This window comes from Streptomyces adelaidensis, assembly GCF_016598475.1.
Taxonomy (GTDB): Bacteria; Actinomycetota; Actinomycetes; order Streptomycetales; family Streptomycetaceae; genus Streptomyces; species Streptomyces adelaidensis.
Genome location: NZ_JAEMUX010000018.1, coordinates 72,473 through 86,706 on the forward strand (window position 1 = coordinate 72,473; position 14,234 = coordinate 86,706).

Consider the following 14,234-nt stretch of genomic DNA (forward strand, 5'->3'; position numbering starts at 1 on the left):
CGCTGCGCCCCTTCGACCCCCTTCAGCGCCTTATAGCTCGGGGGTTCTGTGCGTTGGCGGGTGCGGGTGCTTCGTGGTTGATCGCGCAGTTCCCCGCGCCCCTAAAAAGAGCGCTGCGGCCGCCCTGCTTTGAAAGTGATCTCGGAAAAGTATCCCCGGAAATGCCGAAAGCCCCGCCCCCACCCCGGGGAAGGGGCGGCGGACAGGGGTCGGGTCGAGATGGTGGACCTGTACCCGCGTGGCGAACGCAGTCGCGTACGGGTCCGGGGGGCCGGGTGGGAGCGGATGAGAGAGGGCCCGCTCTGGGTCCAGCCGGCGGTCAGATCAGAGGCGGAACTCAGCCCTTGAGGGCGACGACCTTGGAAGCAAGCGCCGACTTCTTGTTGGCGGCCTGGTTCTTGTGGATGACACCCTTCGAGACGGCCTTGTCGAGCTGACGCGCGGCAGCGCGCTGGTACTCGGTGGCCTTCTCGACGTCACCCGCGGCAGTGGCCTCACGGGCCTTGCGGATGGCGGTCTTGAGCGACGACTTGACGGCCTTGTTGCGAAGGCGCGCCTTCTCGTTGGTCTTGTTCCGCTTGATCTGGGACTTGATGTTCGCCACGAATGAGCCTCTTCAGCTACAGGTGTACGAGGAATGTACGAGGACATGCCTCAGGCACCTTGATTTTTTTGGGATGTACCTCTTGCTGAGAGGGCATGAGGCACAGCCATCCACGGTACCAGCCGCCCTCGGGTCGGCCCAAACCGGTCGCAGCCCTCCGCCCATGGGACCATGGTGCCTACGTACAGACCCGCTAGATCCGACCCGAGACCCCGCAGACGGCTGCGGACACCTCAAGAATCAGGACCCTGCGTGCCCGCGATCCCTAGCCATGTGCCCGAGCCGAGCCGTACCGACCCGGCTCTGATCCGCAATTTCTGCATCATCGCGCACATCGACCACGGCAAGTCCACGCTCGCCGACCGGATGCTCCAGCTGACCGGGGTGGTCGACCAGCGGCAGATGCGCGCCCAGTACCTCGACCGCATGGACATCGAGCGCGAGCGCGGTATCACGATCAAGTCCCAGGCGGTGCGTCTGCCCTGGGCGCCGACCACCGAGCCGGGCAACACGCACATCCTCAACATGATCGACACCCCCGGGCACGTCGACTTCACGTACGAGGTCTCGCGGTCGCTCGCGGCGTGTGAGGGGACCGTTCTTCTCGTCGACGCCGCCCAGGGCATCGAGGCGCAGACCCTCGCCAACCTCTACCTGGCGATGGAGAACGACCTCAAGATCATCCCCGTACTGAACAAGATCGACCTGCCGGCCGCCCAGCCGGAGAAGTTCTCCGAGGAGCTCGCCAACCTCATCGGCTGCCAGCCGGAGGACGTGCTCAAGGTCTCGGCCAAGACCGGCCTCGGTGTGGACGCGCTGTTGGACCGGGTCGTCCGTGACGTCCCGGCCCCGGTCGGCGTCAAGGACGCCCCCGCCCGCGCGATGATCTTCGACTCGGTCTACGACTCCTACCGGGGCGTGGTCACCTACGTCCGTGTCATCGACGGCCAGCTCAACAAGCGCGAGCGCATCAAGATGATGTCGACCGGCGCCACCCACGAGCTCCTCGAGATCGGCGTCTCGTCCCCCGAGATGACGCCGGCCGACGGCATCGGCGTCGGCGAGGTGGGCTACATCATCACCGGCGTGAAGGACGTCCGTCAGTCCAAGGTCGGTGACACGATCACCAGCAAGGAGAAGGGCGCCACCGAGGCTCTCGGCGGGTACAAGGACCCCAAGCCGATGGTCTTCTCCGGCCTCTATCCGCTGGACGGCTCGGACTACCCCGACCTCCGCGAGGCGCTGGACAAGCTCCAGCTCAACGACGCCGCCCTGGTCTACGAGCCGGAGACGTCCGCGGCCCTCGGCTTCGGTTTCCGCGTCGGCTTCCTGGGGCTGCTGCACCTCGACGTCATCCGTGAGCGCCTGGAGCGCGAGTTCAACCTCGAACTCATCGCCACCGCGCCCAACGTGGTCTACCGCGTGATCATGGAGGACGGGAAGGAGCACACGGTCACCAACCCGAGCGAGTTCCCCGAGGGCAAGATCGACAAGGTCTTCGAGCCGGTCGTCCGGGCCACGATCCTCGCTCCCAGCGAGTTCATCGGCTCGATCATGGAGCTCTGCCAGACCCGTCGCGGCACCCTCCTCGGCATGGACTACCTCTCCGAGGACCGCGTCGAGATCCGCTACACGCTCCCCCTGGCCGAGATCGTCTTCGACTTCTTCGACAACCTGAAGTCCAAGACCCGCGGCTACGCCTCCCTGGACTACGAGCCCACCGGCGAGCAGGACGCCCAGCTGGTCAAGGTCGACATCCTGCTGCACGGCGACCGTGTCGACGCCTTCTCCGCGGTCACCCACAAGGACGCGGCCTACGTGTACGGCGTGCGGCTCGTCGCCAAGCTGCGCGAGCTGATCCCGCGCCAGGCCTTCGAGATTCCGATCCAGGCCGCCATCGGCTCCCGGGTGATCGCCCGCGAGACCATCCGCGCGATCCGCAAGGACGTCCTCGCCAAGTGCTACGGCGGTGACATCTCCCGGAAGCGAAAGCTGTTGGAGAAGCAGAAGGAAGGCAAGAAGCGCATGAAGATGGTGGGCTCTGTGGAGGTTCCGCAGGAGGCCTTCATCGCCGTGCTGTCCAGTGACGAGAGCGCCGGCGGTGGCAAGGGCAAGAAGTAGCCACCGGTCACCCCCGGGAACTGGGGCGGAGTGCGGGCCCGTCGCGTTTCGGCGCGACGGGCCCGCATGCGTTCGTGCGGTCGTTCTCGGTGGAAAGTGACGGCCCGCCGCCCCTTACGAACGGGCGGGCCGGGCTTTACTCTGATCACCACTCGCTAGTTACTCGTGAGTTAAACAACAGCCGCTTTGAGCCAGCCGCACAGTTCTGAGCACACAGTCCTTGAGCACCAGTCCTTGAGCACAGTCGATGAGCCAGCCGCACTGTCGCGGGCCCCGGAGGATGTCGTGAGCGACACACAGACCCTGATCGAGAACCGTCCGCCGTCCATGGCGGCCCTCTTCCTGGAGCGCGTGGCGGCCACGCCCGATGCCGAGGCATTCCGCTACCCCGTGCCGTCGGCCTCCGGCCAGGGGCCCTCGGACTGGAAGCCGCTGACCTGGGCGCAGGCCGCCGAGCGGGTCAACGCCGTCGCGGCCGGGCTGGTCGAACTGGGGGTACGGCCCGAGGAGCGCGTCGCGCTGTCCTCCGCCACCAGGATCGAGTGGATCCTGTGCGACCTCGGCATCATGTGCGCGGGCGCCGCCAACACCACGGTCTACCCGTCGACGAACGCCGACGAATCCGCGTACATCCTGTCCGACTCCGGCAGCAAGGTCCTCATCGCGGAGAACGCCGAGCAGCTCGCCAAGGCGCGCGAGAAGAAGGCCGACCTGCCCGAGCTGACGTATGTGATCGTCATCGACCCCGAGGGCGCCGACCTCTCGGAGGACTGGATCCTCTCCCTGGCCGAGCTGGAGGAGCGCGGCGCCGCGTACCTGGAGAAGAAGCCCGACCTGATCAAGGAGAAGGTCGGCGCGATCACCAAGGACCAGCTCGCCACCCTCATCTACACCTCGGGCACCACCGGCCGCCCCAAGGGCGTCCGCCTCCCGCACGACAACTGGGCGTACATGGCGAAGGCCATCGCGGCGACCGGCCTGCTCAATGCGGAGGACGTGCAGTACCTGTGGCTGCCGCTCGCGCACGTCATGGGCAAGGTGCTCCTCGCGGGGCACATCGAGGTCGGGCACATCACCGCCGTCGACGGCCGCGTCGACAAGATCATCGAGAATCTGCCGGTCGTGCAGCCGACGTACATGGCGGCCGTGCCCCGTATCTTCGAGAAGGTCTACAACGGCGTCGTCGCCAAGGCCCGCGCGGGCAGCCCGGCGAAGTACAAGATCTTCCAGTGGGCGGCCGGGGTCTCCCGCGAGTACGCCAAGGCCAGCCAGGACAACTTCCGGCGCACCGGCACCGCGTCGGTTCCGTTCGCGCTGGAGGCCAAGCACAAGGTCGCCGACGCGCTGGTCTACAAGAAGCTGCGCGAGGCCTTCGGCGGCCGCCTGCGGGCGTGCATCTCCGGCTCGGTCGCGCTGGCGCCCGAGATCGGCTTCTTCTTCGCCGGCGCGGGCATCCCCATCCTGGAGGGTTACGGTCTGACCGAGTCCTCCGCCGCCTCCTTCCTCAACCCCGGGGAGGCGTACCGCACGGGTACGGTCGGCAAGCCGCTCCCCGGCACCGAGGTGCGCATCGCGGACGACGGCGAGATCCTGCTGCGCGGGCCCGGCGTCATGGAGGGCTACCACGGGCTGCCCGAGAAGACCGCCGAGGTGCTGGAGGCCGACGGCTGGTTCCACACCGGTGACATCGGCGAGCTGTCGCCCGACGGGTATCTGCGGATCACCGACCGCAAGAAGGACCTGTTCAAGACATCCGGCGGCAAGTACATCGCGCCGACCGAGATCGAGGGCCAGTTCAAGTCGCTGTGCCCCTTCACCTCCAACGTCATGGTGCTCGGCGCCGACCGCAACTTCTGCGCCGCCCTCATCGCCCTCGACGAGGCCTCCATCCAGGGCTGGGCCGCGGACAACGGGCTCGCGGGCAAGTCGTACGAGGAGGTCATCGCGGCGCCGGCGACGGTGGCGCTCGTGGAGGGTTACATCAAGCAGCTCAACGAGGGGCTGCAGCGGTGGCAGACGATCAAGAAGTTCCGGTTGCTGCCGCGGGACCTGGATGTCGAGCACGGTGAGCTGACGCCGAGCCTGAAGCTGAAGCGGCCCGTGGTGGAGAAGGAGTACGTGCACCTCATCGAGGACATGTACGCGGGGGCTCGGGAGAAGTAGCGCGGGCGGAACGGGGGTGCGGGGGCTGGTGGGCGGCCGCGGATTCGTCGTGGCTTGTCGCGCAGTCCCCGCGCCCATGGCCTAGTCGGCCTGGTCGCTCGTTATCAGGGCTCGGAGGTTCTCCAGCTGTATTCGGATCTCCGGGAGGTCCGGGGTGGGGCGGGTCAGTTGTTTTTCCAGGGTGGCCAGTCTTGAGCTGACCTGCTCGGTGTGTTCCTGTTGCCGCGCCAGCAGGTTCGCCAGCTGCTGGGTCTTGCGGTGCAGGTCGAGGAAGACGCTGACCTTGGCCCGTAACACCCAGGGGTCGAAGGGCTTGGTCAGGTAGTCCGCGGCGCCGGTGGCGTAGCCGCGGAAGGCGTAACCCGTGTCCGAGTCGGTGCCGGTGAGGAAGATGATCGGGACGTCCTTGGTCTGGTCGAGGCGCTTGATGTGGGCGGCGGTCTCGAAGCCGTCCATGCCGGGCATGCGGATGTCGAGGAGCACGACGGCGAAGCGGTGCCGGAGGAGGGCCTTCATGGCCTCCTCGCCCGAACGGGCGCGTACCAGCGGCTCGTTGAGGGATGCCAGGACGGCCTCCAGGGCGATCAGGTTGTCCTCCATGTCGTCGACGAGGAGGATTCCCGCGCTGTGGTCGGTCCGGTCCTGCGGGGTCATGGCGCCTCGTTCTCTTCGGTACGTTTCTCGGGCGACGGCTCCGCGCCCTCCGGGTCCAGGACCGCGCAGACGACCGTGAGCAGCCGGTCGACGTCCACGGGCTTGGGTACGTAGTCGTTGGCGCCGCGGGCGATGGACTTCTCGCGGTCGCCGGGCATCGCCTTGGCGGTGAGGGCGACGATGGGCAGACCGGCCCAGCGCGGGGTGCGGCGGATGGCGGAGATCGTCTCGTAGCCGTCCATCTCCGGCATCATGATGTCCATCAGGACGAGTTCGACGTCCGGGTTGCGCTCCAGGGTCTCGATGCCCTCGCGGCCGTTCTCCGCGTACAGGACGGTCATGCCGACGCGGCCCAGGACATGGGTGAGGGCGAAGACGTTGCGGATGTCGTCGTCCACGATCAGCACCCGGCGGCCGGGCAGGAGCCGGCCCGCGCGCCCCACCTTCCACGCCTCCAGCTTGGTGGGCGCCGGCCAGGCGTCGTCGCTGTCGTACGCGGCCGGGTACGGCTCGGTGGCCAGTTGCTCCGGTACGAGCGTGCCGAGGTCCTCGGCGGCGGAGCCGGTCACCCCGTGGCCGGGGCTGAAGACGGGGACGTACAGGGTGAAGGTCGAGCCCTTGCCGGGGACGCTCTCGGCGATGATCCTGCCGCCCAGCAGGCCGGCGATCTCACGGCTGATGGACAACCCCAGGCCCGTACCGCCGTACTTGCGGTTCGTGGTGCCGTCGGCTTGCTGGAACGCCTCGAAGATGACCGGGAGTTTCTCGGCGGCGATGCCGATGCCGGTGTCGGAGACCGCGAAGGCGATCACCTCGTCGTGGTCCTCGCGGGTGAAGCGGTGGTCGGGGTCCTTGACCCGGCTGACGGTCAGCTCGACCCGGCCGGACGCGGTGAACTTGATCGCGTTGGAGAGCAGGTTGCGCAGGATCTGCTGCAGGCGCTGCTCGTCCGAGTACGTCTCGCGCGGCACGTTCTCGCCGACCGTGACGTCGAAGGCGAGGCCCCGGTCGAGGGTCAGCGGGCGGAACGTGGCGTGGACGTAGTCGAGCAGCTTGATGAGGGGGAGGCGCTTCGGGCGTACGTCCATCCGGCCGGCCTCGATCTTCGACAGGTCGAGGATGTCGTTGATCAGCTGCAGCAGATCCGATCCGGAGCGGTGGATGGTGGTCGCGAACTGGACCTCCTGGTCGGTGAGATGGCCGTCCGGGTTGTCGGAGAGCAGCCGCGCCAGGATGAGCAGGGAGTTGAGCGGGGTGCGCAGCTCGTGCGACATGTTCGCCAGGAACTCCGACTTGTACTGCGAGGAGGTGGCCAACAGGGCTGCCTTCTCCTCCAGTTCGGCGTTCGAGCGCTGCAACTCCGCCTGCTGCTTCTGGAGCTCGTCGGAGCGTTCCTGGAGCTGCGTGGCGAGGCGCTGGGACTCGCCGAGGAGGGACTCCGTGCGGGAGTTGGCGATGATCGTGTTGATGGCGACGCCGATGGTGTTCACGAACTGGTCGAAGAACGCCAGATGGACGTCGGAGAAGCGGGAGAAGGAGGCAAGCTCGATCACGCCGAGGAGCTTGTCCTCGAAGAGGATCGGGATGATGACGACGCTGGACGGGGAGGCCTCCCCCAGCCCGCTGCTGATCTTGATGTAGTCCGGCGGGGCCTCCTTGACCAGGATCCGCTTCTTCTCGCGGGCCGCCTGGGCGACGAGGCCGTGCACGGGAAGGGCGCCCGTTTCGACCGTCGCGCCCTGGGCCGCGCCGTAGCCCGCGATGAAGGCGAGGCCCTTGGTGGGCGCCACCGGGAGCGGGGCCGCGCCGTCCTCGCCGGGGTCGGCCAGGTAGAAGGCGCCGTACTGGGCGTTCACCAGCGGGGTCAGCTCGCGCAGGATCAGGTCGGCGACCTCCATCAGGTCGCGGTGGCCCTGCATCAGGGCGGCGAGGCGGGCGAGGTTGGACTCCAGCCAGTCCTTCGCGCGGGTGGTCTCGCGGAGGTTGGCCACCATCAGGTTGATGTTGTCCTTCAGCTCGGCGACCTCGCCGCGCGCCTCCACCGTGATCGAGCGGGTCATGTCGCCCTGGGTCACGGCCGAGGCGACCTCGGCGATGGCGCGGACCTGGGTGGTCAGGTTCAGGGCGAGTTCGTTGACGTTCGTCGTCAGGCGCTTCCAGGTGCCGTACACGCCCTCGACCCTTGCCTGGCCGCCGAGCTGGCCCTCTGAGCCGACCTCGCGGGCGACCCGGGTGACCTCGGAGGAGAAGGAGGAGAGGGTGTCGACCATCGTGTTGATGGCGGTCTTCAGCTCCAGGATCTCGCCGCGCGCGTCCACGTCGATCTTCTTGGAGAGGTCGCCGTTCGCGACGGCCGTCGTCACCTGGGCGATGTTCCTGACCTGCGAAGTCAGGTTGTCCGCCATGTAGTTGACGTTGTCGGTCAGGTCCCGCCACACACCCAGGACGCCGAGCACCTGGGCGCGTCCGCCGAGGCGGCCGTCGGTGCCGACCTCGCGGGCCACGCGGGTCACCTCGTCGGCGAAGGCGCGCAGCTGCTCCACCATCGTGTTGACGGTGTCCTTCAGTTCGAGGATCTCGCCGCGCGCGTCGACGGTGATCTTCTTGGAGAGGTCGCCGTTCGCGACGGCCGTCGTCACCTGGGCGATGTTCCGGACCTGTGAAGTCAGGTTCACGGCCATGAAGTTGACGTTGTCCGTGAGGTCCTTCCAGACGCCGGAGACGCCGCGGACCTGGGCCTGGCCGCCGAGGTTGCCCTCCGTGCCGACCTCGCGCGCGACCCTGGTCACCTCGTCCGCGAAGGCGGAGAGCTGGTCGACCATTGTGTTGATAGTCGATTTCAGCTCCAGGATCTCGCCCTTCGCCTCGACCGTGATCTTCTTGCCGAGATCGCCCTGGGCGACCGCGGTGGAGACCTGGGCGATGTTCCTGACCTGCGAAGTCAGGTTGTCCGCCATGAAGTTGACGTTGTCGGTGAGGTCCTTCCAGACACCGGAGACGCCCCGGACCTGGGCCCGGCCGCCGAGGTTTCCCTCGGTGCCGACCTCGCGGGCTACTCGGGTGACTTCGTCGGCGAAGGCGGAGAGCTGGTCGACCATCGTGTTGATGGTGGACTTCAGCTCCAGGATCTCGCCCTGTGCGTCGACGGTGATCTTCTGGCTCAGATCGCCGTTCGCGACGGCGGTGGTGACCTGGGCGATGTTGCGGACCTGGGAGGTCAGGTTCGACGCCATGAAGTTGACGTTGTCGGTGAGGTCCTTCCACACGCCCGATACGCCCCGGACCTGGGCGCGACCGCCCAGCCGGCCTTCGGTGCCGACCTCACGGGCCACACGCGTGACCTCGTCGGCGAAGGCGGAGAGCTGGTCGACCATCGTGTTCACGGTGAGCTTCAGCTCCAGCAGCTCGCCGGTCGCCTCGACGGTCACCGTGCGGGTCAGGTCGCCGCGCGCCACGGAGGTGGTCACCAGGGCGATGTCGCGTACCTGCGCGGTCAGTCGGGCGGCCATCGTGTTGACCGTCTCGGTCACGTCCCGCCAACTCCCGGACAAGCCACGGACCTTGGCTCGGCCGCCGAGCCGCCCTTCCGTGCCGACCTCGCGGGCCACCCGGGTCACCTCGCCGGTGAACAGCGACAACTGGTCGACCATCTTGTTCACGGCGCGGCCCAACCGTCGTAGATCGCCCCGGAGTTGACGATTGCCGTCGTGCAGGTCGACGCGTTGGGTGAGGTCGCCGCCGGCCACCGCGTCCAGCACGCGCGTGGCGTTCACGGCGGGGGCGACCAGGGCGTCGAGGGTCTGGTTCACGTCGTCGACGCGGGTCGCCCAGGCGCCCTGGCCGGGGCTGGCCGAGAGCCGCTCGTCGAGGCGGCCGTGCCGGACCAACTCCCGGCGTACGCGCTGCACTTCGTCGCCGAAGTGGGTGCTGCGGTCGATGATCTGGTTGAAGAGGGCGCACAGTTCCGCCACCGGCGTGGGGCCGGTCTCCGGGACCTTGGTGAAGCTGCCGTCGCGGGCGGCGGTCATCGCCGCGGTCAGCGCGCGCAGATCGGATGCCCGGATCAGATCGTCCGTTCGGCTGCCTTTCTGACCGTCTTCGAGCACCTGCGTAGCACTGTCGTCACTCATGGTGGCCCACTTCGGTAACTCGGCGCTTATGAGCCTGGCCAGTCTGTCACTCTGTCCGTGCCGCCTGAGGCCTATTCGTCCGAACTTCTCAGGGAGCCGCTCAGTGGGGGCCATTCCGACTCAACGGGAGACCGTGTCCTGTATTTCCGGTGCGCCGGCGCACGCGGGGGGCGTGTATGTCGGGCCCGAGTCCTTGTATGCGGGGCTTGGTTCCGGGCCTGCGGGTGGGGGTGCGGGCGCCGACCGGCGCACGGTCGCGCACGTGTCGCTGTCCGGCGGTCCGCTCGCGCCGGGAGCCGCCCGGCGCTTCGTCGGTGCCGCGCTCGCGGAGTGGGCCGAGCTCGACCCGCCCGGCGTCGCCGGCCTTGGCCTCGGCCTCACCGACCGGCTCGTCGAGGACGTGCTCGTCGTGGTCAGCGAGCTGGTCACCAACGCGGTCGTCCATGCCGGCACCGATGTCGAGTTGCTGTGCCGGTTCGGCCGCGACGCCCCCGCCGACGCCGGTTGGCTGGTCGTAGAGGTCTCCGACCACCACCCCTCCCGGGCGGTACGCGGCGAGGGCGCCGAACGCCCCTACCTCGTCGAACGGCCCTATGAGGAGGCGGAGTACGGACGCGGCCTGAGCCTCGTCGCCGCCCTCTCCGAAGCCTGGGGCGTCACCTACCGCACCGGCGTGAAGACCGTCTGGGCCCGGCTGTCTGTCGACGGGGCGATGACGGTGGAGGACGCGATCGAGGCGTACGGGGCCGATGAGGGGGATGTGGGGGCGTACGCGGGTGCGGGTGCGGGTGCGGGTGCCGGCGCCGGTGCTGGTGCCGGCGCCGGTGCTGGTGCCGGTGCCGGCATCGGCGGGAGGGGGTACGAGGGTGATGAGGGCGGATTCGAACACGGCTCGGGCCTGGTCGACCTGGTCGCCCCCGTGCCGAGGCGCGGTGGGGGAAACGACCGGGAGTGGCTGAACCGGGGTGCCCTCTCCTTCCTCGCCGAGGCGTCCGATCTGCTCGCCGGGCAACTGGACGAGGACCTGGTCGCCGCCCTCACCGGACAACTCCTCGTGCCGAGGCTGGCCGACTGGTGCGCGGTATGGCTGGAGGACGAGGCGCTGGGCTGGCGCGGCGACGGTCCCCTCGGCCCGGCGCCACGGCTCGCCCGAGTCTGGCACAGCAGCGAGAACCGGATCGAGGACCTCCGCCTCGCCCTGGAAAAGAACCCCCCGAGGCTGCCCGAGTCCGTGCGCTCCCGGCCGATGCCGGTGCCGTGGCCCTGGCCGGGAGGGGAATCTGGGGCGCCGTGTGGGAGGGAGCCGGGGTGGGGACCCGGGATGGAGCCGGGCTCGGGGACGGATTCCGGGACGGTGGCGGGATCGGGGACGGTGCCGGGATCGGGATCGGGGCCGGGATCGGGACCGGAATCTGGGGTGGTGCCGGGATCGGCATCGGGGATGGAGCCCGGACAGGACTCGCGGACCGGAACGTCCGAGGCGAAGGCCGACGGCGAGGCCGGGGCAAGCAGCGAGGGCAGGCCGGAGGCGGGCCAGGACGGCAGGCCTGCGGAGGTGCGCGACGGCGGGTCGGCCGAGGTGCGCGATGGTGGGTCGGTGGAGGGCTGCGAAGGCGGGGCGGTGTCGAGTCGCGCTGGCAGGCCTGCGGAGGACCGTGAAGACGGGTCGGCGGAGGACCGCGGCGGAGGGTCGGTGTCGAGCCGCGACGGTAGGCCTGCCAAGGACCGCGACGGCGGGCCGGCGGAGAGTCGCGAGGGCGGGGCGGCGGAGAGTCGCGAGGGCGGGGCGGCGGAGGACCGCGACGCCGGGTCGGTGGAAGGGCTGGCGGAGAATCACGACGGCGGGCCTGCGGAGGACCGTGAAGACGGGTCGGCCGAGGGCCGCGAGGGTGGGTCGGTGGCGAGCCGAGACGGCGGCCCGGCGGGGACCCACGACGGCGGGCACGCGGAGGCCCGCGCAGATCGGTCGGTCGAGGACCGCGACGGCGGCCCGGTGGACGACGGCAGAGGCGGTCCTGTAGAGGACCACGACGGCGGGCCCGCAGAGGACTCCGCAGACCGGTCGGTCGAGGACCGCGACGGCGGCCCTGCGGAGGACTGCGAAAGCGGCCCGGCCGAGGCCCCCCAAGGCGGCCCACTGGAAGACCCCGAAGGCGGCTCGGCGGAAGACCCCGAAGGCGGCCCGGCGGCGAACCTCCAAGGCGCCCCCTTGGAGAACCCCGAAGGCGCCCACCTGGAGAACCCCGAAGGCGCCCCCCTCGACATTCGCGAAAGTGAAGGTGGGGCTGCCCTCGCCTATCGTCTCATCGCCGGCGGACGCCCCCTCGGCACGCTCGTCATCGGCCGGGCCGGACTGCTTCGGTTTCCGGATGAGGTGACCGGGCTGGTGGAGGATCTGAGTCGGCGGGTCGCGCTGGCGATCGGGGCGGCGCGGCAGTACACGCGTCAGGCCACCATCAGCCGGATCCTGCAGCGGGGACTGCTGCCGGGGGCGGTCGCCGAGATTCCCGGGGTGTCGAGCGCGCTCGTGTACGAGCCGTGCGACAAGGGTGGACCCAGTGGCGACTTCTACGACCTGTTCCCGGCGGGCCGCGGCCGCTGGTGCTTCGCGATCGGAGACGTGCAGGGCAAAGGCCCCGAGGCGGCCGTGGTCATCGGCCTCGCCCGGCCCTGGCTGCGGCTGCTCGCCCGCGAGGGATACGGCGTCGCCGATGTGCTCGACCGCCTCAACCAGCTCCTCCTCGACGACGCGACCGAGGCGGCCGACGCGGCCGCCCGTGCCCTGGTCACGGCCGGCGCCCCCGGCCTCGTCGACCCCGACTGCTCACAGATCCGCTTCCTCTCGCTCCTCTACGGCGAACTCGTCCCCGTCGACGGCGGCGTCCGCTGCACCCTCGCCTCCGCAGGCCACCCGCTGCCGCTGCTCCTCGGCCCCGACGGCACCGTACGGCCGGTGGCCGAGCCGCAGACGCTGCTCGGGGTGATCGAGGACACCGAGTACGTCTCGGAGACGTTCGAGCTGCGCCACGGCGAGACGCTGCTCTGTGTGACCGACGGGGTGACCGAGCGGCGCAGCGGTCCGCACATGTTCGACGACGGGGACGGCCTCGCCACCGCGCTCGTCGGCTGCGCCGGGCTCGACGCCCAGCTGATCGCCGAACGGATCCGCCGCCTGGTGCACGACTTCGGCAACCGGCCCCCGGACGACGACCTCGCGCTGCTGGTGCTGCAAGCCGAGTAGGGAGCCGGAATAGGGAGCCGGAACAGGGGAGTGCGCAGGTGCTGGACAATGGAAGGCATGCCTTCCGCACTCCCCGACGGTGAACCGGTACCCGACGACGGCACGCTCCCCGCGTCCGCGCTCGCCGGGGCCGCCGAGCGTCCCCTCGGGTTCTACCTGCACGTCCCGTACTGCGCGACCCGCTGCGGCTACTGCGACTTCAACACCTACACCGCGACCGAGCTGCGCGGCACCGGCGGTGTCCTCGCCTCCCGCGACAACTACGCCGAGACCCTGATCGACGAGGTCCGCCTCGCCCGCAAGGTCCTCGGCGACGACCCGCGCCCGGTCCGCACGGTCTTCGTCGGCGGCGGCACGCCCACGCTGCTGGCCGCCGACGACCTCGTACGGATGCTGGGGGCGATCCGCGACGAGTTCGGGCTCGCGGACGACGCGGAGGTGACGACGGAGGCGAACCCCGAGTCGGTGGACCCCGTGTACCTGGCGACCCTGCGGGCCGGCGGCTTCAACCGGGTCTCCTTCGGTATGCAGAGCGCCCGGCAGCACGTCCTGAAGGTGCTCGACCGTACGCACACGCCGGGTCGCCCCGAGGCGTGTGTCGCGGAGGCCCGCGCGGCCGGCTTCGACCACGTCAACCTCGACCTGATCTACGGCACACCCGGCGAGTCCGACGACGACTGGCGGGCCTCCCTGGACGCGGCCCTCGGCGCCGGACCCGACCATGTCTCCGCCTACGCCCTGATCGTCGAGGAGGGCACCCAGCTCGCGCGGCGCATCCGCCGGGGCGAGGTCCCGATGACGGACGACGACGTGCACGCCGACCGGTACCTCATCGCCGAGGAGACGTTCTCGGCCGCCGGCTTCGACTGGTACGAGGTCTCGAACTGGGCCACGTCCGAGGCGGGCCGGTGCCTGCACAACGAGCTGTACTGGCGCGGCGCCGACTGGTGGGGCGCGGGCCCCGGCGCCCACAGCCACGTCGGGGGCGTGCGCTGGTGGAACGTCAAGCACCCGGGCGCCTACGCGAGCGCCCTGGCCACCGGCCGCTCTCCCGGCGCCGGCCGCGAACTCCTCTCGGACGAGGACCGCCGGGTCGAACGCATCCTGCTGGAGCTGCGACTGCGCGAGGGCTGCCCGCTGTCCCTGCTGCGCGAGGAAGGCCTGGCCGCGGCCGGGCGGGCACTGTCCGACGGGCTCCTGGAGGCGGGGCCGTACGGGGAGGGGCGTGCGGTGCTGACCCTGCGGGGGCGGCTGCTGGCCGACGCGGTGGTGCGGGACCTGGTGGACTGACGGCCGCCCCGACCCGACCGCTGTCGGGTCG

General features: G+C 69.8%; 7 protein-coding genes. 4 read left to right on the forward strand and 3 right to left on the reverse strand.

The window, feature by feature from the left end:
* Positions 1–337 precede the first annotated feature (337 nt).
* The gene (gene rpsT / locus I8N67_RS13320; protein ID WP_200303261.1) at positions 338–604 is read right to left on the reverse strand and encodes a 30S ribosomal protein S20; all 267 of its coding nucleotides are present in this window, start codon (positions 602–604) and stop codon (positions 338–340) included.
* 252 nt (positions 605–856) lie between these two features.
* Between rpsT and lepA the strand changes: the two genes are divergently transcribed.
* Together lepA and I8N67_RS13330 are read left to right on the forward strand one after the other, a co-directional pair.
* The gene (gene lepA / locus I8N67_RS13325) at positions 857–2,725 is read left to right on the forward strand and encodes a translation elongation factor 4 (protein WP_200303262.1); all 1,869 of its coding nucleotides are present in this window, start codon (positions 857–859) and stop codon (positions 2,723–2,725) included.
* A gap of 285 nt (positions 2,726–3,010) precedes the next feature.
* Positions 3,011–4,888, forward strand: a complete 1,878-nt coding sequence (locus I8N67_RS13330) for an AMP-dependent synthetase/ligase (protein ID WP_200303263.1) — start codon at positions 3,011–3,013, stop codon at positions 4,886–4,888.
* A gap of 81 nt (positions 4,889–4,969) precedes the next feature.
* Here the strand turns inward: I8N67_RS13330 and I8N67_RS13335 are convergent, their stop codons facing one another.
* The gene (locus I8N67_RS13335) at positions 4,970–5,542 is read right to left on the reverse strand and encodes a response regulator (RefSeq protein ID WP_200303264.1); all 573 of its coding nucleotides are present in this window, start codon (positions 5,540–5,542) and stop codon (positions 4,970–4,972) included.
* Positions 5,539–9,672 carry a HAMP domain-containing protein gene (locus I8N67_RS13340; RefSeq protein ID WP_200303265.1) on the reverse strand — a complete coding sequence of 1,378 codons (4,134 nt, stop codon included), beginning with the start codon at positions 9,670–9,672 and terminating at the stop codon, positions 5,539–5,541. Before I8N67_RS13340 ends, I8N67_RS13335 begins: the two co-directional genes overlap by 4 nt.
* Before the next feature lie 103 nt (positions 9,673–9,775).
* On the opposite strand from I8N67_RS13340, the gene I8N67_RS13345 reads away from it, so the two are divergent.
* Both I8N67_RS13345 and hemW read left to right on the forward strand, forming a co-directional pair.
* Positions 9,776–12,913, forward strand: coding sequence for a SpoIIE family protein phosphatase (locus tag I8N67_RS13345; RefSeq protein WP_200303266.1), 3,138 nt, complete (start codon positions 9,776–9,778; stop codon positions 12,911–12,913).
* Positions 12,914–12,970: 57 nt separating this feature from the next.
* On the forward strand, positions 12,971–14,203 hold the full coding sequence (hemW, locus tag I8N67_RS13350; RefSeq protein ID WP_200303267.1) for a radical SAM family heme chaperone HemW: 1,233 nt from the start codon (positions 12,971–12,973) through the stop codon (positions 14,201–14,203).
* The last annotated feature ends 31 nt before the right edge of the window (positions 14,204–14,234 follow it).